We start from the raw sequence: 20,853 nt of genomic DNA, 5'->3' as shown, positions 1-20,853 counted from the left end.
GTTCCTCCGGTGGGCGAGTCGTTTCGCTGCTTCGATCGATCCACGCTACTTTCGCCTGTGAAATGGCATCGACACCCTGAAATCGAGTTGACTTACATTTACCGGGGTGCCGGTTCTCGCGTGGTAGGGGATCACATCGGAAGCTATCGAGATCATGATTTGGTTTTGCTCGGCTCGCAACTTCCACACACCTGGGCATCCGACGAATACCGCGGCAAACGGTATGATCGCCATCCCGCCATCGTCTTGCAATTTCATCCCGAATTTCTTGGCAGCCAGTTCTTTGGCGTTTCCGAGATGGCATCGATCAACAAATTATTGCAGGCCGCGAGTCGCGGATTGTGGTTCCCCGAACATGTGGCCGTTCGCATCGGGGCGCGTCTGTCCGCCTTGGTCGACCAAGAAGGGGCAACGCGTCTGATCGAACTTTTTTCGATCCTTGACGAGTTGTCTAAATGCGATCGGAGCGTCCAATTGGCCAGCGAATTTTATTCGGTGACCGCGAGCCAAGATGTGGAAACGCGAATCCAAAAAATCTGCGACCACATTTCAAACCATTTGACCGATCCTGAACTCGGACATGCCGAACTTGCCGAACTCGCGGATATGAACGCGTCAGCGTTCAGTCGATTTTTCAAGCAGTCGACCGGCCGCACCTTGTCCGAGTACATCAGCGAGCTGCGGATCGGTCTGGCATGTCGGCTGCTAACCGACACCGACGACTCCATCCTATCAATCAGTTTCCAAGCGGGTTTTGCGAACCTTTCCAATTTCAATCGTCGTTTCCGTCAATTGCGGCAAATGACCCCACGTGATTACCGCGCCCGATTCCGAATCGCCTCGTAAGCCGAGGTTCCCGTTTGTGAACGCCATCGTCAGCACGGCTTGCAGGCTGATACAGCGGCGATCTGGGAATGGTACAATTCCGTGGTTGGCGACATGCGGGTCCGCAAACGGTGACCGCGGCTTAGCTTCGGATCATGCGTCGGAGGACGTTGTGAGTGATTTGCTGCAATCGCGAATCGGGGCCTTGCGGTGACGTGTACACGCTCGGACGGACATAACCCGGCGGCTCTGACAACCCGTCTGCCCACCAACAAGTCGCTGCGTTAAACACAATATTGTTCTTGGGGCCCGGGTAAACGGTGGCGGTATACTCGCCTCCGTTGGGTACTCCCGGAGCCGATTCAGTGGGTCCGCGAGCGACGATTTCTAAACCCGCGATATCCGCTGGGTCGCCGTGCCACTCCCATCCAATCACGCCAGGGATCGCATCGCCCCGTTGCATCTGCGTTCCCGCGTACAACCAATGATCCGGTTGACTGCAAATCCAATCGGCTCCGCCCGTGACCGGACCGGTGCTGTGCGCTCCGATCAATTCGTTGGCGTAAGGACGCTCGTGCTTCAAGGTCGACATTGAACTGAACTCGCGTGTTCCACCGGGTGGTCCAAATACGCCGACGCGGTGCAGCGATCGCGTGGCGTCATCCCACTGAATACGTCCACAAACGGCGTTGCCCGAAAAGAACCCGGCACTTACCCCTGATGCAATCGCAGCTTGCAAATTGCGAAACATTTCCATCGTCCAATACTCGTCATGTCCAATGCTAAGAAACCCGTCGCAGCGGAGCGGCTGTCCGGCATCGCGGTGCAAATCGGTATTTGACACATAGGTCACATCGTAACCTTCGCGCTCGAGCCAATAGACGAACGGAAACTCCCACAAAAAGAACTCACCCGAGCCAATGGAGAGCGGCGCGTCTAAAATCTGGCAATACTTTCCGTAGGGACGATTGAAGCTGACCTTCGACTCGCCTCCCCAATGCCACGGTGTTTCGCCGTCGTCATAAAGCGAAAACTGAGACGGCCAGCGGTTGTAGGCCTGCCACGTGTGATCGCTGCACTGAAACATCAGCTCGGCATGACGTGTATCGCGTACGACAAAAATGACGTAGCTTTGCAATCCTTCGGTCAATTCTGTCAACTTGCCGACGTAGACGCCGCTGACCCAATCCTTAGGAATACGCAACTCAAAACTGGCCGGCCACTGACAATTCTGTAATCGCCGGGGCCCGACGGACGGCATCTTCTGGACGCTTCCCTGCAATGTTCCGCTGCCATAAACCAAGCGACCGCCATCGCCTCGGTAATATCCCAAACGATAGAACTGGATCGTAAACTCGCTGACCGGATTGGTGCTGACCATCACCTGCAACGTTTCGCCAGCCTGAATACTAGCGTGCGATACATAGCCTTCGATCCATGGACAACGGTACTTCGTCGCGGGATCGATCCGTGTCTTGCTGAGCATCCACTGCCGCGTGCCCGGTTTTGCGTTCTCGGTCTTTACCTGGGCTGAACGAACAACGGCGGCGGAGCCAAGTTGGGGCAACATCAATGATGTTCCCGTGGCAGCGGCCGCACTCAGCAATTGACGACGGTCAGGCGAACGATTCATCAGCACACGCTCCTAACAAGAAATTCACAGCGACAGGGACGCGACCATTGTAGCCCATCTCCACTCTCGCTCGGTCCTTGGTTTGTGTATAACGATTAGCGTGTCGGCGATCTCCCCAAAACGAAACCGACGCCGTGACGCTTCCCGACCATTCATTTGCATTTAGGGTTAATTCTATGGCCAGTGGTTTGTTGATGTTGTTAGACGACATTGCCACCATCCTCGACGACATCGCAATCCTGACCAAAGTGGCCGCAAAGAAAACCGCGGGGGTGCTCGGTGACGATCTGGCGTTGAATGCCCAGCAGGTCACCGGTGTCGACGCTCGTCGCGAACTGCCCGTTGTGTGGGCCGTCGCCAAAGGATCGATGCTGAACAAGGCGATTCTGGTCCCCATCGCGCTCGGCTTAAGCGCCCTGGCGTCTTGGTCGATCACGCCGCTGTTGATCATCGGCGGTTTGTATCTCTGTTTTGAAGGCTGCGAGAAACTCGCTCATAAGTTCTGGCCTCACGAGGAAGATACGCAGCACGAACAGAAATTAGGCGCCGCGTTGGCCGACCCCAATATCGACATGGTCGCGATTGAGAAAGACAAGATCCGCGGTGCGATCCGCACCGATTTTATTCTATCGGCCGAGATCGTCGTGATCACCTTGGGAACGGTTGCGACGTCGCCGTTTGCGACTCGACTAATGGTCTTGGTCGCAATCTCGTTGCTAATGACCGTCGGAGTGTACGGATTGGTTGCAGGGATCGTCAAAATTGACGATCTCGGTATGCGGTTGATGCGGTCCAATGCGAATCAGTCAGAGCCAGGATTGCGTCACAAACTGGGGTACGCCCTGATCACAACCGCCCCCTATTTGATGAAATTCCTGTCGATTGCCGGGACCGTAGCGATGTTTTTGGTCGGCGGTGGCATTCTGACGCATGGCATCCCTCCGCTTCACCATCTGGTTGAATCGCTGGTTCACCCGCTAACCGAAATGGCGGGTGTAGGCGCGGTTTTGGCCAGTGTCGTCAAGATGCTGCTCGACGCTATCTTGGGAATCATCGGAGGCAGTATTGTCCTACTGATCGTCAACGGGGTTAAGCGACTTCGTGGTCCAAAGGAATCGTCCCATCACGGCATCCCAGGTTAGCGTAGTAATCGTTCTGTAACCGCAGTGAATCCCAACAGTTCGCCAAACTGCTCCAACATCTCACTCCACGCCAATCACACAACGAATTTGATGCCAACGTCTAATCTTTGTTAAATTCGAGACCAAATTGCGCCACCACGCTGTGACATCCAAACAAATTGGAAGCATCGCTTCAGCGCCCGTCCGATTAGGATTGTCGCCCGGCTTCCCAAACCGTGCACGAGAAGTTGCAAGCGGAACGAGAAAAACGTCATCCATGATCTCGCTGTTCCTTGCTGATCTGAACCTGCACCGAACGGATGAATGCGTTCACTTGGCAAGGATGAGTCAGCGAGATGACATGACCACCGCCCTCAACCACTTGCGTCGGATTGATGTTGCCGATCGGCAACACGCGGTCATGGTCACCACGAATCTGGAACACAGGGCACTCCAACAGCGGTTCCGAGTCCCAATCCAAGATCCTCGCCAACGACCATTTGAACACCGCGGGACTGCAATGCTGGAACTGTCGAGCCAGCCCGCTGAGGTGCGGAACTCGTCTGGCGATGACTCGCGAATCAAGGGGCGAGGTAAGTTTTTGTAACAAGCCAACGGGCATCCGTGTTACGCACGGCTTCAAATAACGAGCCACTCGTGCATAACGCGGCAGCTCCGATGGGCTGCGAACACTGCCGATCAAAATCACGGCCAAAGGATCGAGATACTTGGCGACGTGCAACGCCACAATCCCGCCAAAGGATGCTCCGCCGATCACGGTGGGTTCCGTCGAACGCAAATCGTCTGCCAACCGCTTGCTGTAGCTGTCGAGCGTGTCGCCGGGCTCAGGCTCAGGCCAGACCGGGACGATCAACTGTTCGAACGCTAACGATTGCGGAGCAAACACGTCGTGATCCGCAGCAAGGCCGGAAAAAAGGATAAGTCGAATGGGCAAAAAATTCTTCCTTGCAATCGAGCCGCGATACCGCCGAACCAGTTCACGCCCTTAGATCATATTCGACTCGCCGGCAGTTCGGCGGAAACGATCCGATTTGCCAAACCGTTCGCTTCGAGGCGATGTAGCTGTTTCGTCAACATTCGCTGAAACGCAGACGGCCGGCGAGCAAGGTAGCAAGCAGGCGATCGACGAGACGGTACTCGATGATTTGCACTGAAAGCGATACGATAGGGCTCGGCTCTCCGAGTCATTGTTGGCGTTTTGCGACGTCCACAAACTTTAGCCCTGGGGTGGGTGCTCACCACCATCACTGCTCACCACCATCACTGCTCAACCAACACCACCGTTTAACGAATCATCGCACCAAAAAGAATCAAGACATGGCTCATTTAACAATCGTCGCTGACATCAAAGCCAAAGCAGACAAAGTCGACTTGGTCAAATCCGAGCTTCTAAAGCTGATCGCTCCTACTCACGCCGAACCGGGCTGCGTTCAGTACGACTTGCATCAAAACAACGAGAACCCGGCGCACTTTTTGTTCTACGAGAACTGGGAATCGCGAGAACTTTGGCAGATGCATTCTAACAGCAACCATGTGAAAGAACTTGCCGCGGCGACCGAAGACGCCATTGAAGAACTGAGCATTTACGAGATGACCAAGGTCGGGTCGTAGCGGACGAGCGGCTCGTCAGCGGAGACGCTCCCGGTAAGGCCTACGCTGTCTGAAATCGAGTGTTTTTCAGTTTGCATTCAGCGATTCTGATCCACTGGTTTGCCGTGAAATTGGCGACCAGTACCAGCTTGCGATCGCCTTTGCACATCGGGCCACGTCGGCCCCCGCCAGCACAGCGCACGGCACCATGTATAGGGTAATCGCCGTTGCGAACAACACTCCGAAAGCGAGTGATACGGCCATGGGAATCAAAAATTGGGCCTGAATCGATTCGTCCAACATCAGCGGCAACAAGCCAACAAACGTCGTGATCGACGTCAGGAAGATCGGCCGAAATCGTTTTCCGCCTGCTTCGAGCGCCGCGTCCAACAACGACACTCCTTCGCTGCGACGCCGGTTGATGAAATCAACCATCACCAACGTGTCGTTGACCGCGATGCCAGCCAACGCCAGCATCCCGAAAATCGACAGGTAGGATGGAGTCAGGTCCAATACGATGTGCCCGGCGAGTGCTCCGATGATTGCAAATGGAACGGCTAATAACACATAGATTGGTTGAACGAGCGACTTCAGTGCGATCGCAAGCAGACCATACAGTGTCAAAAAAAGAAGCGTTGAACCGATGATCGTTTGCTGTTTCGTTTTCTCGGCCTCGGCGACATAGCCGAGGAATTGGTACGACAACCCGTTTTTGATACACAACGCATCAAGTTTCGGCTTCAATTCCTTCGAGATTCCCACGACGTCCACTGTTTCATCCACCGGTTGCGCTCCCAAGCGAATAATCTCGGCGCGATCGTTGCGTTCGACAAACGAAGGTGCTTTGGCCAGATTGATTGTCGCGACCGTTTCCAGTGGCACCTCGGCGCCACGAGGCGTGCGGATCTTCATGCGGTCCAGTGTGCGCAATGACCGACGCGCCTCGATCGGCAACCGCACCATCACACGGATGTCATCGATCCCGCGTTGCAGACGTTGTGCTTCTTCGCCGAAGAAAGCTTGGCGAATTTGGCTGGCCAACGCGGATTGCGTCAGCCCCAATTCCGCCGCACGCGGCTTTAAACTGAGCTCCAACTCGTCCTGCCCTTCGGTGACGTTGGCAAATTGGCCCTTCAGCTCGCCATAGCCCTCCAACATCGCTTTAATTTGCCGCGCGACCGCTCGTTTCTCAGGCGACGAGGGTCCTCGCAATTCGATGTTCAAATCTTCGTCATCATATTGGTCGTCGCGAACGAGCGCCGCCTCGGACCGCGTTTCAAACCGCCGAGCCTCGGGGATTTCACCCACCAATTCGCTCCAACGCGTCGCCAATTCATTGTTCTTGGGTCCCGGCACGGTTCGCTGTTCCGGGGGCAATACTTCAAACGCCATGTAGCCGCGTGATTTGTCGAAATTCGACCCGGGTCGCCGCCCCCCGCTCATTCGGACCACGTTTTGTACGAGCGATTGCCCGGTCCCAGGATCCACATACTCGGTCGCCAATTGATCAAGTGCATTGGAAATCCGATCGATATAGCGCTCGGTCACTTCCAGCGGCGTGTCGTCCGGAAGATCCAACATCGCACTGATTTTTGTGTTGTCCACACTTGGAAATGCGACGAACCCCATTCGCCCGCCGGCACAGTATCCCGCCATCAACAATCCAAGTGACACGAAGCCGGCAATTACGGCCCAGCGATTTCGCACCGCGGTTTGCAGTGACGGTCGATAAAGGGCGCTGATCAAGCGTTCCAACCCCTTCGCGACTGCGGCTTGAAACCTTGCGAACCAGCCTCGTCCCGTTTTCCGACGCAAATGCTTGAGGTGAGCCGGAAGAATTAGCTTTGATTCGACCAGCGAGAACAACAGCACCGGCGCTACCACGGGTGGCACTTGCCGTGCGTAATCGCCCCACGTGCCGTCAAAGAACATCAGCGGCAGGAACGCAACCACGGTCGTCAACGCACCAAAGGTCACCGGCGTTGCGACTTCGCGAGTTCCTTCGACGGCCGCTTCAAGCGGATCGATCCCCTCCATGATTTTTGAATACACATTTTCGCCCGTCACGATCGCGTCGTCGACAACGATTCCCGTAACGATGATGAACCCGAACAAACTCATCACATTGGCGGTCAAATCAAACCACGGCATCAACATCGCCGCACCGGCAAACGAGACGGGGATGCCGATCACAATCCAAAACGCCAACGCCGGTCGAATGAACAGACCTAAGATCAACAACACAAAGAAGCCGCCCTGCAGTAACGACCACGCCAACGTGCTCAACCGGTGTCGGATCTGCAGCGACTCGTCGTCCCAGATTTCCAACTCAATGCCTTCGGGAAATCGCGTTGCCGCGGTCCGCACGTACTCACGCACCGCGTTGGAGATTCCGATCGCACTCTCATCTCCGACTCGCATGACCGGAACAAAGACAGCGGGTTTGTCATTGAAGAACGTTTTTTGGTCCCCTTCGACGAATCCATCCGAAACGGTGGCAACTTCGCCGAGACGCACTTCCGCTCCTGAGGACGATCGAATCGGAATGTCATTGAATTCGTCTTCCGAATAGGCTTGCCCGCGTGTGCGAACGATAAACGTGCCGCTGTCGCTATCGATCGCACCGGCAGGAAGATCCAATGAAAACCCGCGAATTGCGTCTGCCAAATCTTGGAAACTTAGATTGTATGCCAGCAGCTTCTCGACGTCGGCTTCGATGGAAACTTCGGATTCCTTGGCCCCACGAATATCGACGTGACTGATCCCCGGCATTTCGACCAAGTCCTGCTGAACTCGCCGAGCGACACGACGCATGTCATGATCCGACAAATTGCCCATCACTGCGATCTGCAGAATGTCGTAGCGGTTGGCTGACTCGGGTATATAGACGCGTGGAGGTTCCGTCTCGGCTGGAAACGTGGTAATCGTGTCGATCCGCGCCTTGACGTCGTCCATCAGGTTTCTCAGATCGGTGCCACGGCTGGCACGCAGAAAAAACTTTGCACGACCGCGATGGCCGTCGGCATTTAGCGCCTCGATGCCGTCGACGCCTTCCAGAGCCGCCTCGACAGGAATCAAGATCGCTCGCTCGACGTCTTTTGCGGTCGCGCCACGGTACTCCATGTCGATGATCACGGTGTCCCAGCTCAGCGCGGGCGTGACCTCAAGCGGTACATGGTTCACCGCAACGTAACTGCCCGCGACGATGATCGCGAGCATCAAGAAATTGGCGGCGATGCCGTTATTGGTAAACCAACGGATCACGGTGTCGCTTCCATCTCAGGCGGTGAACCTGCCAGCGAAACCGGTCCATCGTCCTCGGGGATAATCTCGACCGGACTTCCTTCGGGTGCATAGACCAACATCGTGGTGGCGAGCAGTTCGCCGTTGCGAATCGTTTGCCCCGGAACAATGACATGTTCGGCATCGGACCAAAGTGGATCGATGGTCAATGACCGCAGAGTCAATTTCTGTTGATCAATCAGATAAACCTTATCCAATCGCCGGACGGCACCACGAGGAATCGCGATCACGTCTTTTAGCGTCTCGCCGAAAATGGTCGCCACGACCGGTTGTCCAATTCGCAACACGGGATGCTCACTGTGTAGCGAAAATGGATCCTCGATTTTCGCAATTGCAAATAGCTCCAATGAATCGGCATCCAACGTGCCTTCGGTACGAACGATCTTTGCACGCCATACGCTGTCCGATGAGGTGTCAATTGCATTTCGCAATTCGACATTGACCGGAGCGTCGCCTTCCATTTCAGGTAACTTTAAATGGCGTAGTTCGCGACCTGCGATCGGTAATCGTACCTCGGCGTAATCCACCGCGAACACCTCCCCCAGAACCGTGCCAGGGCTAACCAATTCCCCCACTCCGATCTCTTTCGACACGACGCGACCGTCAAAAGGTGCATAGATTTTCGTTCGCTGCAGATCGCGTTCAGCTTGCTCGATTGCCGACGCGGTCACCTCCACTTGCGATTGGGCCTGAACCAGCGACGCGAAAATGGCATCGGCTTCGGACGTCGATGCACTGTCTTGACGCACGAGTTGCTGCATCCGATCGTTCGCCGCTTGGGCTAACTTTAGCGTCGCTTTGGCGAGTTTGTGTTGTTCGCGAGCAATATCCAGCGCCGTTTGATAGTCGCGGTCGTCCATCTCGAGCAGCAAGTCGCCTGCACTGAAAAACGCTCCCGCTTCAAATACCGATTGTGTCGATTGAATTGTCCCGGTGACTTCGGCGCTAAGCATGACGTGATTGTGTGGTCCGACAACGCCATGGGTCTCGATTTTCACCGCAAAGTCACGTGTATCGAGCGAACAGACGTGGCTGCGAAGCACCTGTTTTTCGGCAGGCTCGCTGGGCTCTTGGTCCGTGTCGACGGACAAAACCGCAAAGCCATATCCACCGGCGATCAGGATGCCGACAGGGATGCAAACACGGATCAGGGCGTGGATCAAGAACTTCATGTTGATACGTCGCCGAGAGGTGGCGGGGCAGGGAAAGTCAGGCGGGAGTGGCAGTATGACCGATGGACACGGGCAAGTCAAAACCTTCAGCATCGATGAGGTGTTTTTTTGCCAAGACCATCGTCCTTTTTTGCCCCTGCACTTCACAAATCACATTGAAACGCCCCAATCAACCGGTCATGACGTTTTACCCCGCCTTGGATTTTCCAGCTTTTTTGTGCAGATCGATCGTTCTCGCGGTACGATCATCGATACGACGTGGCCATCGTTGACAAATGGCTAAGCAACAACACTAGCCAATAAGAGCAGCCGCCCCGCGATTCCCACAAAGGATGACAGCGGTAGCTATCCACAAAGCCCCCGCCCCACCCACCAAGAAAAATGATGATAAGAAGTATTGCCGCGGCGCTGGTCGCGATGGTTGGTCTGTACGGAAACCTGATGGCCGATGATCGCCCTAACATCATCGTGATCGTGGCCGATGATCTTGGTTTCAGCGACGTTGGTTTCAATGGGTGCAAAGAGATTCCGACGCCGCACTTGGATGAATTGGCGAAAAACGGGATCATATTCGAATCGGGCTACGCCTCGCATCCGTACTGTAGCCCCAGTCGTGCGGGCTTATTGACGGGACGATATCAACAGCGATTTGGGCACGAATGTAATCCCAATTCAGGTAAAGACGGCAGCAGCGATGGTTTACCGCTGAGCGAAACGTTGCTTTCGGACGTGTTACAAGACAACGGTTATCAAACGAGCTGTATCGGAAAATGGCACCTCGGTGACGATCCAAAATTCTGGCCCACCGAACGTGGCTTCGACGAGTGGTTCGGATTCTCCGGCGGCAGTATGAGTTACTGGGGTGACACCGGCAACAGGTCATCCGAACACGGAGTCCTGCGAAATGGCGAGGTCGTACCAAAATCGGAACTGAGCTATTTGACGGACGATTTTTCCAGTGAAGCCGTTTCGTTTGTCGAGCGAAATCAATCCAACCCGTTTTTTATGTATTTGGCCTACAACGCTCCGCACGCACCCGATCAAGTGACCCGCGAACACCTGAAGAAAACGGAACACATCGAATATGGCGGACGAGCGATCTACGGCGCGATGGTGGCGGCGATGGACGAAGGAATCGGCCGCGTGACCGCCAAGCTGAAGGAACTCGGGCTTCGCGATAACTCGTTGATTTTTTTCTATAGCGACAACGGTGGGCGAACCGATCACGCGGTCAATTTTCCATACCGTGGACATAAAGGGATGTTGTTCGAAGGCGGAATCCGCGTTCCGTTTTGTGTCTCTTGGCCTGCCAAAATCCAGGGCGACCAACGCTACGACCATCCCATCATGGCGCTGGACATTTTCCCGACCGCGTTGGCTGCCGCCGAGGTCGAGACGCCTAAGTCATTGCAACTCGATGGCGTTAACCTGCTACCCTACCTCCAGCACGACGACCAAGCGGAGCCTCATCAAACTCTGTTTTGGCGGTATGCGGTGGGCGATGATCGCTTTGGGTATGCAGTGCGGGATGGTGACCATAAATTGGTCTATAGTGTTTACAAGAGTAAACATCTGTTATTTGATATCGCCCGAGACCCTTGGGAACGCGAAGACCTGTCGGCGACCAATCCCGGCTTGGTAAAAGCATTGACTGCAAAATACGAGCAATGGCAACAGGAACTGATGCCTCCGCGATGGCTCGACCCTCACGGCCCCAATGTCGAGAAGGAAGAGCAAAGGAGACAAGCTGCCGTGGATGCCGCTTCGCGAGGCGAACGGTAGTTCAAGCGGCCAGCACTGAAACTTGTCCAAATAATCGCAGCCCACAACGCATCGCTTCTCCCCTGCGTTCCAATGAGAGCTTTTATGAAAATCCGTCGCAGCTTGTTGATGATGTCATTGACCGCGTCCATCGCATGGTTGATTTTTGCCAGTATCAGCAGTGCATCCGATCGGCCTAACATCATCTTGATGATGGCGGATGACATGGGACTCGGTGACACCAGTGCTTACCAGGACTTCACGGGCAATTCGGATGCCGACCAGATTGCGACCCCGAACATGCAGCGACTCGCCAACATGGGAGTGCGATTTACGGACGCACACGCCCCCTCGTCACGCTGTTCGCCCACACGCTATGGATTGTTGACGGGACGATACCCGTGGCGGAACCGCTTGAAACATTTCGTCTTGTTTGGCGTTCAAGGGGATCCGATGATCGAAGCGGATCGACCGACGCTTGGCACGCTGATGAAATCGCACGGCTACCGAACCGGGTTGTTCGGCAAGTGGCATGTCGGGCTGCGTTATCGGCAAAGCGACGGACGGCCAGCCGCAGGTTGGGATGATGCCGACCTCACCCAACCGATGGCGGACACGCCGCTGGATCACGGTTTCGATGTCTGTCACTTCACCTCGCGATCGCATGGCACCAGCGGTACAGCATTGGGAACGAAGCAGCGTCCTAATGATGAACATCAATCACACGGTCCGGGACACATCGATGGACGTACGGTCGTCAGCGCCACCGGACGTGGTAAACAGCTCCATACCGATGGTCCACACGCTTACGTGTTGGACGAACTCGGCGGCCGTCATTCGGACCACGCGATCCGGTTTCTGAGCGAACATGTTCGTGATGGGGAAGCCGCCTCGCAACCCTTCTTTGTTTACTACCCTTCGAATTCAAACCATTCGCCTTATACACCCGATGATGAAATCGGTGGCGTTGCTGTTGCGGGTGCGTCGCGAAGCGTCAGTGGAAAACCGATGAATGTACGAGGCGACTTTATCCACGAAAACGACGTGGCGCTAGGGCGAATGATCGATTTCCTCCAGCAGAACGAAGACCCAAGGCGGCCGGGACACCCGCTGATGGATAACACCGTCGTCATCTTCACGAGTGACAACGGTGCCGAAAGCAAATCGAAAACCGCGACAGGGCCCTTCCGAAGTAACAAAGGATCCTGTTACGAGGGCGGTCACCGTGTGCCGCTATTGGTCGCTTGGAAAGACGGCGGTGTGGGGGACGGGGATCCGCAAACAACCGGGCAAACCAACACGTCACTGGTCGGACTGCACGACATGTTTGCCACGTTTGCTGAAATTTTGGGAAGCGACCTCCCTGATTTACGCCGCGGACAAAAGGGGGCTGAGGATAGCCGGAGCGTCTTGGCAGCGTGGCGAGGGAAAACACTCGAACCTCGTCCGATGTTCTATCACGATCACAAGCAGGCAAAGCCGGATCCAGCGGCCAGTGCGATGCGGCTCGACAACCCAATCGTGGCAGGGCAAGAGAAGCGTGGACAGTGGAAGATCTTCTTTGATCCAGCTCTGCTGCGTGCCGGACAAACCAACCCGTTTGAGCTCTACGACTTGGCCACCGATCCCATGGAAACGCACAACCTGATCCAAGAACCGACCCTGCAGCCACTCGTCGCCCATCTTTGCGACGTCGCACGCCTGCATCGAAATTGTGGCGGGCACCGTTACAGCGACATTGCCCTTTCAAAAACCTTCGCCATTGACTTTCAATTTGACGAGGCAATCCGAGATCATATCAAGAACACTCAATCAGCCGCCTTCAATCTAAACGTGGGCGAGATCGGTGCCGAGATTATTGGCCAATACGGCGACTCAGCGGCAGTCAAACGGGGATTCGATGTGTCCGATGACGGGATCGGAATGGTCGGGGGCGCATCCGCTGCCGTCGACAGTGGTGAAACGATGACGATCCGTTTTGATCGAGACGTCTTGATCGAATCGGTGTCCTTGTTCGCGGGCGGCCAGCCCTGTGGTGGATTTTACAAAATCGGTGACAACGCCCCGCTTAACATTTACTGCGTTGATGCTGACATCGATTCGCAAGACCAGTCAGGGGTGCTCAGTGATATCGGCGTGGTTCGCAAAGGACAGACGCTGACACTGTCGAGTGAACCTTTTCTCGGCGTCGAAACGCCCGGCAGTTGGCGACTTCGCCGAATCCAATTGCGAGAGCTCGCCCCCCGCAGCATCCGGTATAATACCGAGTAGTGCAGGCTGCCAGCCTGCATGAGAACCACATTTTTTAGCATATGAACAGGCTGGCAGCCTGTACTACGACGGGAGCCCCGGCCATGGAACTGATCCACAAGCGATCGTTGCCACACTGGTATGTCTCCGGCGCTGCCCACTTCGTTACCTATCGGCTTGCAGGAAGTCTGCCCGTCGCTGTCGTTCACAATCTGAACAAACGCAGAGATCAATTACTCGCCAAACCACCCAATCGTCCGCCTGGCGAATATCGTGGCCACGTCAACCGACTACTGTTTGTCGCGTATGAAAAATACCTTGATTGGCTTCGAAACCCACGCATTGCGTCAATGTTACGCGAAAACCTTTATCACCATGATGGAAACAAGTACCACTTACATGCCTACTGCGTGATGCCCAATCACGTGCACGTCCTGTTAACGCCAAGCCCAGTGGAAGTTTCACCTCCACTTGATGCAGACGCGGAGATGGTCGTTGGTGAGCGTGCTGACGCCGGAAGTCCGCTTTCAAAAATCATGCACAGCTTGAAGAGCTATACTGCAAACAAGGCAAACCGGGTATTGAAACGGACAGGGACGTTCTGGCAACCCGAGTCCTACGACCACTGGGCACGCAATGACGATGAACTTGAGCGAATCACGAACTACATCCGAGCCAATCCCGTGACCGCGGGATTGGTGTCACGACATGAAGATTGGCCGTGGTGCTCGTGCCATGATCGATTCCTAATCGATGGCGACACCACCGCTTGGTTACCCACAACGTAGTAGTGCAGGCTACCAGCCTGCATGAGATACGCTATTTCTAACACTTACAGGCTGGCAGCCTGTACTACTTATGAAAACCATTTTCCTCCTCGCGTTTTTCCTTTTCACAGCCACCGTAGGGTTGGCCGAGGAGATGGACAGTGTTAGCGAGGGCGAAAAGCTGTTTGCCCTTCGCATCAAACCGCTGCTAGAGGAAAAATGTCTTGCTTGCCATGGCCAAGATCCGGACCGAATCGAAGGTGGTTTGGATCTGCGATCGCGCGACGGCGTGCTAGCAGGCGGCGATTCGTTTGACACCGACGTCGTGCTAACTGGCGATGGGCAACACAGCATCCTGTACCTCAGCACGACGCGGCAAATCGAAGACTATGAGATGCCGCCGAAACAGGCGGATCAACTGTCCGAGCAACAGCAGTGGTTCATTCGTGATTGGATTGACGCCGGCGCTCCGTGGCCAAGTGACGATCGGGTTAAACAGATTCAACAAGCGTATGCCGAAGGCGAACAAGTCCTAGTTTCGCGTGCCCTCTCCGATGCGTGGCAAAACCGACGTTATGCACCGGAACAATTGTGGGCGTACCGTCCAATCAAAAATCAGGACGTACCGGACAGTCACCATCCGGTCGACTGGTTTATCGACAAAAAACTGGCCGAACACGATGTCACACCGGCACCGCCTGCGGATGCCGCAATACTGGTTCGCCGACTCCGCTTTGGGCTGACCGGATTGCCCCCCACTCCTGCCGAGGTCAAGCGGTTCGTAGCGGACTATCAAGCGGACGCGGATGCCGCGGTCGCCAGCTACGCGGCACAGTGGATGGCATCGCCGCACTACGGTGAACACTTTGCGATGCATTGGCTTGACGTCGTCCGCTATGCCGATACCGCCGGATTCGCGAACGATTACAGCCGCCCTAACGCATGGCGGTACCGTGACTATGTCGTTCGCTCGTTCAATGAGGACAAACCGTACAACCAATTCGTGCGTCAGCAGATTGCCGGCGACGAGATCGATGAAACCAACGCCGAAAACTTGATCGCGATCGGCTTCCTACGCATGGGGCCTTGGGAACAAACCGGCATGAGTGTGTTCAAGGAAACTCGCGGACAATGGCTGGACGATGTGACTGACACAGTGGGGCAAACCTTCCTCGCGCATTCGATGTCGTGCTGCAAATGTCATGATCACAAATTCGATCCGGTGCCGACGCGTGACTACTACCGCATGATGGCAGTCTTCTCGACCACTCAGTTTGCTGAGCGAGAGGCGGCATTTCTGGACCAAGAGAACCAACAAGGGTTCGCGGCGGATTCGCAATGGGTTGATGCCAAAATTGCCGCGTACGAGACACAGAGGAAACAGCTTTCGGCAAAGATCCAGCGGCGAAAACGACAGGAATCTGGCAACGCCAAGGTTGGCGACAACGGGCTGGATCCTGGTGACGAAGCCTCGCTGGCTCGGATCTCCAAAAACATCTCGCGACATGGCATCGAGCGTGATCGCAGCGAACCAATGGCGTTGTCCGTTTACACCGGAGCAACCATTTCACGAAAGAACATTAGCGGCCGAATCGACCTGCCCGACGATCGCTGGAAGAAAGGCGAAATTGAACAGGATGTCATCCACAGCGGCGGAGACGTGTACGCGACCGGCGACGTCGTCACCCCGGGTGCCCTCAGTGCAGCCGAGTCGCTCGGGCAAATGAATGTGGTCGAATTCCCCAGCGGCAAAGGCGATCGCCGACGAGCCTTGGCCGATTGGATTGTCGATCCGACAAACCCGCTTACGGCCCGAGTCATCGTCAATCGCGTGTGGTCGTGGCACTTCGGCAAAGGGATCGCGGCAAATCCGAACAACTTTGGCGGAACCGGTGGATTCCCCTCCCATCCTGAATTGCTGGACCATTTGGCAGAATGGTTCATGGACCACGGAGGTTCGATCAAGAAATTGAATCACCTGATCGTCACCTCTGCCGCCTACCGCCGCGACAGCCGGCACCCGGATCCCGATCAACTGCAAGAAAAGGATCCCCTGAATCAGCTTTATGCAACCTTTCAACCACGACGGTTGACGGCGGAGGAACTGCGTGACGCGATGCTTTCGGTCAGCGGTGAACTCGAACGAACCGTCGGCGGAATCCCCTGTCGTCCTGACATCAATCTCGAGGTCGCGTTTCAACCGCGACAGATCATGGGAGGCGCCGCATCGGTTTATGAACCCGATCCGATGCCGCAGCAGCGAAACCGCCGTACCCTGTATGCCGAGCGCATTCGTGGTCTGCGAGACCCATTCATGGAAACGTTCAATCAACCGGGGCCAGACAAGTCGTGTGAACTACGAGAAACGTCTACCGTGGCACCGCAAGCGTTAACGTTGCTCAATTCGCAGGAGGTTTTTGACCGGGCAATCGCCTTCGCTAATCGATTGATCACCGAGGAACTGGAAAACGACGAAGCCACGCTGCGACGTGCCTTCGAATTGGCCTTGGCCCGTGAACCGAACGACCGCGAACTCGCTCTCTGTTTAGCCCATTGGCAATCAGCCCGCGATGAAGAATCCAGCACGAGCTACGATCGTCCCGTCTTTGCCGATCGCATTACACGCACGGTGATGGCAGAAAAAACGGGCGAGCCCTATCGCTTTGAAGAGATCCTCCCCGCTTACAAAACCTACGTGCCGGACCTTGGACCGGCCGACGTCGACGCTAACACTCGTGGCTTGGCCCATGTCTTGTTGGTCATCCTTAATACGAACGAGTTTTCGTATTTGGATTGAGTTGCCCCTCGTAGTGCAGGCTGCCAGCCTGCCGGAAAGAATACAAAACAGGCTAGCAGCCTGTACTACGCCTCGCTCGGCAGTGAATCATGAATCATACCATCGTCAAACCAAATCGCCGCGACGCGTTATTCGGACTTGGTACAGGGCTAGGATCGATCGCTTTCGCGTCGATGGTTCATGGAAATGAATCGTTGCCACACCATGCAGCGAAAGCTAAACGATGTATTTTTTTGATGATGGAGGGCGGTCCGTCACATCTGGACACCTTTGATCCAAAACCCGAGTTAGCGAAACAGCACTTGAAAGCGTTCACCCGCAATGGTGAGATGGAAAGCGCAATGTCCTCCGGCAAACGCTACTTTGTCAAAAGTCCCTTCGACTTTGTCAAAGCAGGCCAGTGCGGAGCCGACATCTCCACCCCTTGGGTGCACTTACGGGAAATGGTGGACGAGATTTGTTTCTATCGGGGCGCACAAGTCGAATCGGTCAACCATCCCACGGCTTGCTACCAACTGAACACCGGAAATCAATTTGGCGGCGACCCCGCCGTCGGTTCCTGGGTCACTTATGGATTGGGATCTCCCAACGAGAACTTACCAGGTTTCGTCGTCTTGCCGCGAACGAGTTATCCGCAAGGGGGCGCGGGAAATTGGTCCAACGGATTCCTGCCAGCCAAATTTCAAGGCACTCCACTTCGATCCTCAGGCAGCCCTATTTTGGATCTCTCTCCTGTCGACGGGATCACTCGGGATCGGCAACGCGAAAATCTCGACTTACTGGCCAAACTGAATCAACAGCATTTGGCTGCCCGGCCGGGACGAAGTGATTTGGCGGCCCGAATGGACAGCTACGAATTGGCCTACTCGATGCAGACCGAGGTTCCCGGCGTGATTGATCTCGACGGAGAATCCGCACAAACGCTAGCAGCCTATGGGATCGGTGATGCCAAAACCGATGATTTTGGACGTAAATGTTTACTTGCCCGCCGCTTGGTCGAAAAGGGAGTTCGTTTCGTGCAGGCCTACGCGGGCAATTGGGATAGCCACGACTATATCGAAAAGGCTCATGGATCGCTGATTCGCAGCGTCGATAAACCGATCGCGGCACTGCTTCGCGATTTAAAACAACGTGAAATGCTCAAGGACACGCTGGTCGTTTGGTGTGGCGAATTCGGACGCACCCCCGACAACGGGCTTCGCGGCGGCGGCCAATCATATGGCCGCGACCACAATGCCAAAGCGATGACGATGTGGTTCGCCGGCGGCGGCACTCGTGCCGGTCACACGGTCGGTGCCACCGATGAAATTGGCGGCGAGGCGGTCGAGTGTGTCCATCACATCCGCGACGTCCATGTCACACTGTTACATCTGCTGGGTTTGGATGATAACCAACTGACCTACTACCACGCCGGTCGCCACAAACAGCTGTCGCAATTCGGCGGATCGGTCATCCAAGAACTGTTGGCCTAATCTCTTCGCCGAATCCGATTCGCCCGAGCATCCAAACATCGCGGACATCCCCCTGCCGCAAGTAGCGAGCCAATCAGACTCAATCTACTCGCTTAGTTTTTCCAAGGACATCTCAGAACGCGTGAGAAAGCCTCTATGACATCGAGTATTAAAACTCGCCGTCGAGCAGTTCTTTATTGGCCCGAGTCCCAAGTGCTCCCCAAAGCCCATAAGGACTTTGCGATCCAGCGGGGTTGATGACCCAGCCGTCGTGGCGAACAGGAGGAGCCTTTGAGTTACCGGCTTCGATGGAATCAGTAATGAATTTCACCGCGCCATCGGCCATCAGCACGTGGACACCACCTTGATGGCGGCTGCTTGGCGGAAGCACTCCCTCGTTATGTCGGTTATCCTGCATGCATATCTCCGAATTCGGAGCAAGGATGGTGTTCATCGCACTGAACAATGGTCGTCCATACGCCCATTTGTAACCACGCGCCATTTCCGAATCAGGTCCGGTGATGGCAGGCGAAGAAACGAACGGAGCTCCGTTGACCCAAAACTGCGGACGTTGTGGATCGAGCATTGGACGACACTCCAACGCATTGTTCGGTCCGGTCGGATCGCCAGAGCTGGCCATGATGCTACCGGGTGCATCTGCGGGCCAAGTTCGCGCGTCGCGATCACCTAAATCGGTACAAATTTCACCCGCGGCAATCGTGTTTGCCAAACCGTCCAAAATCTCACTGAATTTCGTCGACCGGCTGGCGACAAAGACGCCGCGACACGCCGCACGCTCGGCGGTATACCACCCGGTGCTTGGCGAAACCGCTCGGTCATCCTGATTCCCGACATGCATGTGATGTGTCGAGTCGCCCAAACACGCTGCATAGTTGGTGCGACCTTGAGCGGGTAGTCCCTCGCCTGGATCACTAGGACAACGAAGCGAAGGGATATTCGTCAACCAAGGCGAGTATCGATTTCCGGCCGCACCATGGTCGGAAATGTTCATTCGTGGATCGGGGCCCATGGCTTGGAAATCGACAACGCCATTGCCATCGGAATCCATCGGATTACTAATCTGTTCCCAAAGTGCTTGTTGCTCGAAGAATGGCGTCAATCCTGGCAACCAACTTAGTTCGTTGCGATTGTGCCCTCCACCTCCATCCCGACGAAGCGCTGGATTTGGCGAGCCAGAATTAGCCGTATTGGTCGTTCCTCTGGAGTGTGCCGGCAACTGGTTGTACGCGGCATGGTAGTTGTGCAGTGCAAGCCCAATCTGCTTGAAATTGTTGCTGCAACTCATCCGCCGAGCTGCTTCCCGTGCCGCTTGAACCGCAGGCAGAAGCAGTCCTACCAATACACCGATAATTGCAATGACAACTAATAGTTCGACGAGGGTAAAACCTCGTGTTTGCTTTGAACGTAGCATCCATCAAACCTCTGATTAAAGGCAAAAAAGAACCGAGGCATATGCCTGCGGATAAAAAGACTCTTAAAACGACCGCACGGCATATCGACTATTCAGTGGTGTTGCCGTTGTCCAGCGTGGCACCGCTATCGAAGTCGTGCGGGTTTTCGGAAACATACTCCGACAACTCATCCGAACTCGGTGATGTCGCTGCATCTCCACCGCATCCACTATGCGACAAAAACAGAAACACGATGACCAAACAAAGGAGCGAGCTTTTAAGTTGCAAACGAAATAGCGGACGACTCATGCGAAGTAGCCTACGGGTAAAGAATAAAACCAAAACAAATGCATCGAGCAAAACGGACGTAAGGATGCAGCCAGCCTAAGGCTGCATACATCGCCCTTGCAGCCATGCTAAGAGGGGGATGGACGCAAGTCAACCGTCCCTTTTTTGTCGCCACACTCAAGCTGATTGAAAAGACTATAGAGCAATTCGTAACTCTATACAGCTAGTCCGGTGACGCAGCGCTGAAACGCACTTTCGCTAGCGTGATCTCAACAATCGCCGGGGGCGCCGCCCTCCCACTCAAGTATTCCAACCATTTTCGATAACGCTAATTTGGCGTAATCGCTATAAGAACAAGTGCCTCAAAGTGTTGGCCTCTGCAGCTTTATACTCTTTCAGAAACGTATCTCGATACGGGCCCCAGAACCATTGGCGGAGCCCCCCCAGCTCTATAGACGCATC

The 20,853-nt window shown here is 55.1% G+C and carries 14 protein-coding genes; 8 read left to right on the top strand and 6 right to left on the bottom strand.

Features of this window, described 5'->3' with window-relative positions; genetic code table 11:
• Positions 1 to 846: helix-turn-helix domain-containing protein (locus ABX962_RS07780; protein WP_372718183.1), on the top strand; the 846-nt coding region annotated here is incomplete at its 5' end.
• Positions 847 to 967: 121 nt separating this feature from the next.
• On the opposite strand, the gene ABX962_RS07775 is transcribed toward ABX962_RS07780, so the two are convergent.
• Positions 968 to 2,458, bottom strand: a complete 1,491-nt coding sequence (locus tag ABX962_RS07775) for a N,N-dimethylformamidase beta subunit family domain-containing protein (protein ID WP_372718181.1) — start codon at positions 2,456 to 2,458, stop codon at positions 968 to 970.
• Positions 2,459 to 2,634: 176 nt separating this feature from the next.
• Here ABX962_RS07775 and ABX962_RS07770 point away from each other — a divergent pair, with 176 nt between their 5' ends.
• Positions 2,635 to 3,600 carry a DUF808 domain-containing protein gene (locus tag ABX962_RS07770; protein WP_372718179.1) on the top strand — a complete coding sequence of 322 codons (966 nt, stop codon included), beginning with the start codon at positions 2,635 to 2,637 and terminating at the stop codon, positions 3,598 to 3,600.
• Positions 3,601 to 3,850: 250 nt separating this feature from the next.
• Here the strand turns inward: ABX962_RS07770 and ABX962_RS07765 are convergent, their stop codons facing one another.
• Positions 3,851 to 4,534 carry an alpha/beta fold hydrolase gene (locus ABX962_RS07765; protein WP_372718177.1) on the bottom strand — a complete coding sequence of 228 codons (684 nt, stop codon included), beginning with the start codon at positions 4,532 to 4,534 and terminating at the stop codon, positions 3,851 to 3,853.
• A gap of 383 nt (positions 4,535 to 4,917) precedes the next feature.
• On the opposite strand from ABX962_RS07765, the gene ABX962_RS07760 reads away from it, so the two are divergent.
• The gene (locus ABX962_RS07760; protein WP_372718175.1) at positions 4,918 to 5,211 is read left to right on the top strand and encodes a putative quinol monooxygenase; all 294 of its coding nucleotides are present in this window, start codon (positions 4,918 to 4,920) and stop codon (positions 5,209 to 5,211) included.
• A 66-nt stretch (positions 5,212 to 5,277) separates the two neighbouring features.
• Here ABX962_RS07760 and ABX962_RS07755 read toward each other — a convergent pair whose 3' ends face one another.
• The gene (locus tag ABX962_RS07755) at positions 5,278 to 8,454 is read right to left on the bottom strand and encodes an efflux RND transporter permease subunit (protein ID WP_372718173.1); all 3,177 of its coding nucleotides are present in this window, start codon (positions 8,452 to 8,454) and stop codon (positions 5,278 to 5,280) included.
• Positions 8,451 to 9,665 carry an efflux RND transporter periplasmic adaptor subunit gene (locus tag ABX962_RS07750; protein ID WP_372718171.1) on the bottom strand — a complete coding sequence of 405 codons (1,215 nt, stop codon included), beginning with the start codon at positions 9,663 to 9,665 and terminating at the stop codon, positions 8,451 to 8,453. Before ABX962_RS07750 ends, ABX962_RS07755 begins: the two co-directional genes overlap by 4 nt.
• 381 nt (positions 9,666 to 10,046) lie before the next feature.
• On the opposite strand from ABX962_RS07750, the gene ABX962_RS07745 reads away from it, so the two are divergent.
• From ABX962_RS07745 to ABX962_RS07725, 5 genes are all read left to right on the top strand, one after another.
• Positions 10,047 to 11,447 carry a sulfatase-like hydrolase/transferase gene (locus ABX962_RS07745; RefSeq protein WP_372718169.1) on the top strand — a complete coding sequence of 467 codons (1,401 nt, stop codon included), beginning with the start codon at positions 10,047 to 10,049 and terminating at the stop codon, positions 11,445 to 11,447.
• Between the two features lie 84 nt (positions 11,448 to 11,531).
• Complete coding sequence (locus ABX962_RS07740; protein WP_372718167.1) at positions 11,532 to 13,697, top strand: arylsulfatase; 2,166 nt, start codon at positions 11,532 to 11,534, stop codon at positions 13,695 to 13,697.
• Positions 13,698 to 13,780: 83 nt separating this feature from the next.
• Positions 13,781 to 14,464, top strand: a complete 684-nt coding sequence (locus tag ABX962_RS07735) for a transposase (protein WP_372718165.1) — start codon at positions 13,781 to 13,783, stop codon at positions 14,462 to 14,464.
• Positions 14,465 to 14,534: 70 nt separating this feature from the next.
• Positions 14,535 to 17,240 (top strand): PSD1 and planctomycete cytochrome C domain-containing protein, encoded by a 2,706-nt coding sequence (locus ABX962_RS07730; RefSeq protein WP_372718163.1) that lies wholly within the window; start codon positions 14,535 to 14,537, stop codon positions 17,238 to 17,240.
• An 89-nt stretch (positions 17,241 to 17,329) separates the two neighbouring features.
• Positions 17,330 to 18,712 (top strand): DUF1501 domain-containing protein, encoded by a 1,383-nt coding sequence (locus tag ABX962_RS07725; protein WP_372718161.1) that lies wholly within the window; start codon positions 17,330 to 17,332, stop codon positions 18,710 to 18,712.
• Between the two features lie 148 nt (positions 18,713 to 18,860).
• On the opposite strand, the gene ABX962_RS07720 is transcribed toward ABX962_RS07725, so the two are convergent.
• Both ABX962_RS07720 and ABX962_RS07715 read right to left on the bottom strand, forming a co-directional pair.
• Positions 18,861 to 20,123 (bottom strand): DUF1559 domain-containing protein, encoded by a 1,263-nt coding sequence (locus ABX962_RS07720; protein ID WP_372718159.1) that lies wholly within the window; start codon positions 20,121 to 20,123, stop codon positions 18,861 to 18,863.
• An 88-nt stretch (positions 20,124 to 20,211) separates the two neighbouring features.
• Positions 20,212 to 20,412 (bottom strand): hypothetical protein, encoded by a 201-nt coding sequence (locus tag ABX962_RS07715; RefSeq protein WP_372718157.1) that lies wholly within the window; start codon positions 20,410 to 20,412, stop codon positions 20,212 to 20,214.
• Positions 20,413 to 20,853: the final 441 nt, after the last annotated feature.

Origin of the sequence: Novipirellula sp., from assembly GCF_041583735.1 — a bacterium.
In the GTDB taxonomy this organism is placed as follows: domain Bacteria; phylum Planctomycetota; class Planctomycetia; order Pirellulales; family Pirellulaceae; genus Novipirellula.
The sequence above is the reverse complement of the archived record's forward strand: the minus strand, read 5'-3'. Positions and strand labels throughout refer to the sequence as shown.

Excerpts from the sequence above, each read along its gene's own strand:
- ABX962_RS07775 (WP_372718181.1), bottom strand. The coding sequence starts at position 2,458 with ATGAATCGTTCGCCTGACCGTCGTCAATTGCTGAGTGCGGCCGCTGCC.
- ABX962_RS07770 (WP_372718179.1), top strand. The coding sequence starts at position 2,635 with ATGGCCAGTGGTTTGTTGATGTTGTTAGACGACATTGCCACCATCCTC.
- ABX962_RS07760 (WP_372718175.1), top strand. The coding sequence starts at position 4,918 with ATGGCTCATTTAACAATCGTCGCTGACATCAAAGCCAAAGCAGACAAA.
- ABX962_RS07750 (WP_372718171.1), bottom strand. The coding sequence starts at position 9,665 with ATGAAGTTCTTGATCCACGCCCTGATCCGTGTTTGCATCCCTGTCGGC.
- ABX962_RS07745 (WP_372718169.1), top strand. The coding sequence starts at position 10,047 with ATGATGATAAGAAGTATTGCCGCGGCGCTGGTCGCGATGGTTGGTCTG.
- ABX962_RS07740 (WP_372718167.1), top strand. The coding sequence starts at position 11,532 with ATGAAAATCCGTCGCAGCTTGTTGATGATGTCATTGACCGCGTCCATC.
- ABX962_RS07735 (WP_372718165.1), top strand. The coding sequence starts at position 13,781 with ATGGAACTGATCCACAAGCGATCGTTGCCACACTGGTATGTCTCCGGC.
- ABX962_RS07730 (WP_372718163.1), top strand. The coding sequence starts at position 14,535 with ATGAAAACCATTTTCCTCCTCGCGTTTTTCCTTTTCACAGCCACCGTA.
- ABX962_RS07725 (WP_372718161.1), top strand. The coding sequence starts at position 17,330 with ATGAATCATACCATCGTCAAACCAAATCGCCGCGACGCGTTATTCGGA.
- ABX962_RS07720 (WP_372718159.1), bottom strand. The coding sequence starts at position 20,123 with ATGCTACGTTCAAAGCAAACACGAGGTTTTACCCTCGTCGAACTATTA.
- ABX962_RS07715 (WP_372718157.1), bottom strand. The coding sequence starts at position 20,412 with ATGAGTCGTCCGCTATTTCGTTTGCAACTTAAAAGCTCGCTCCTTTGT.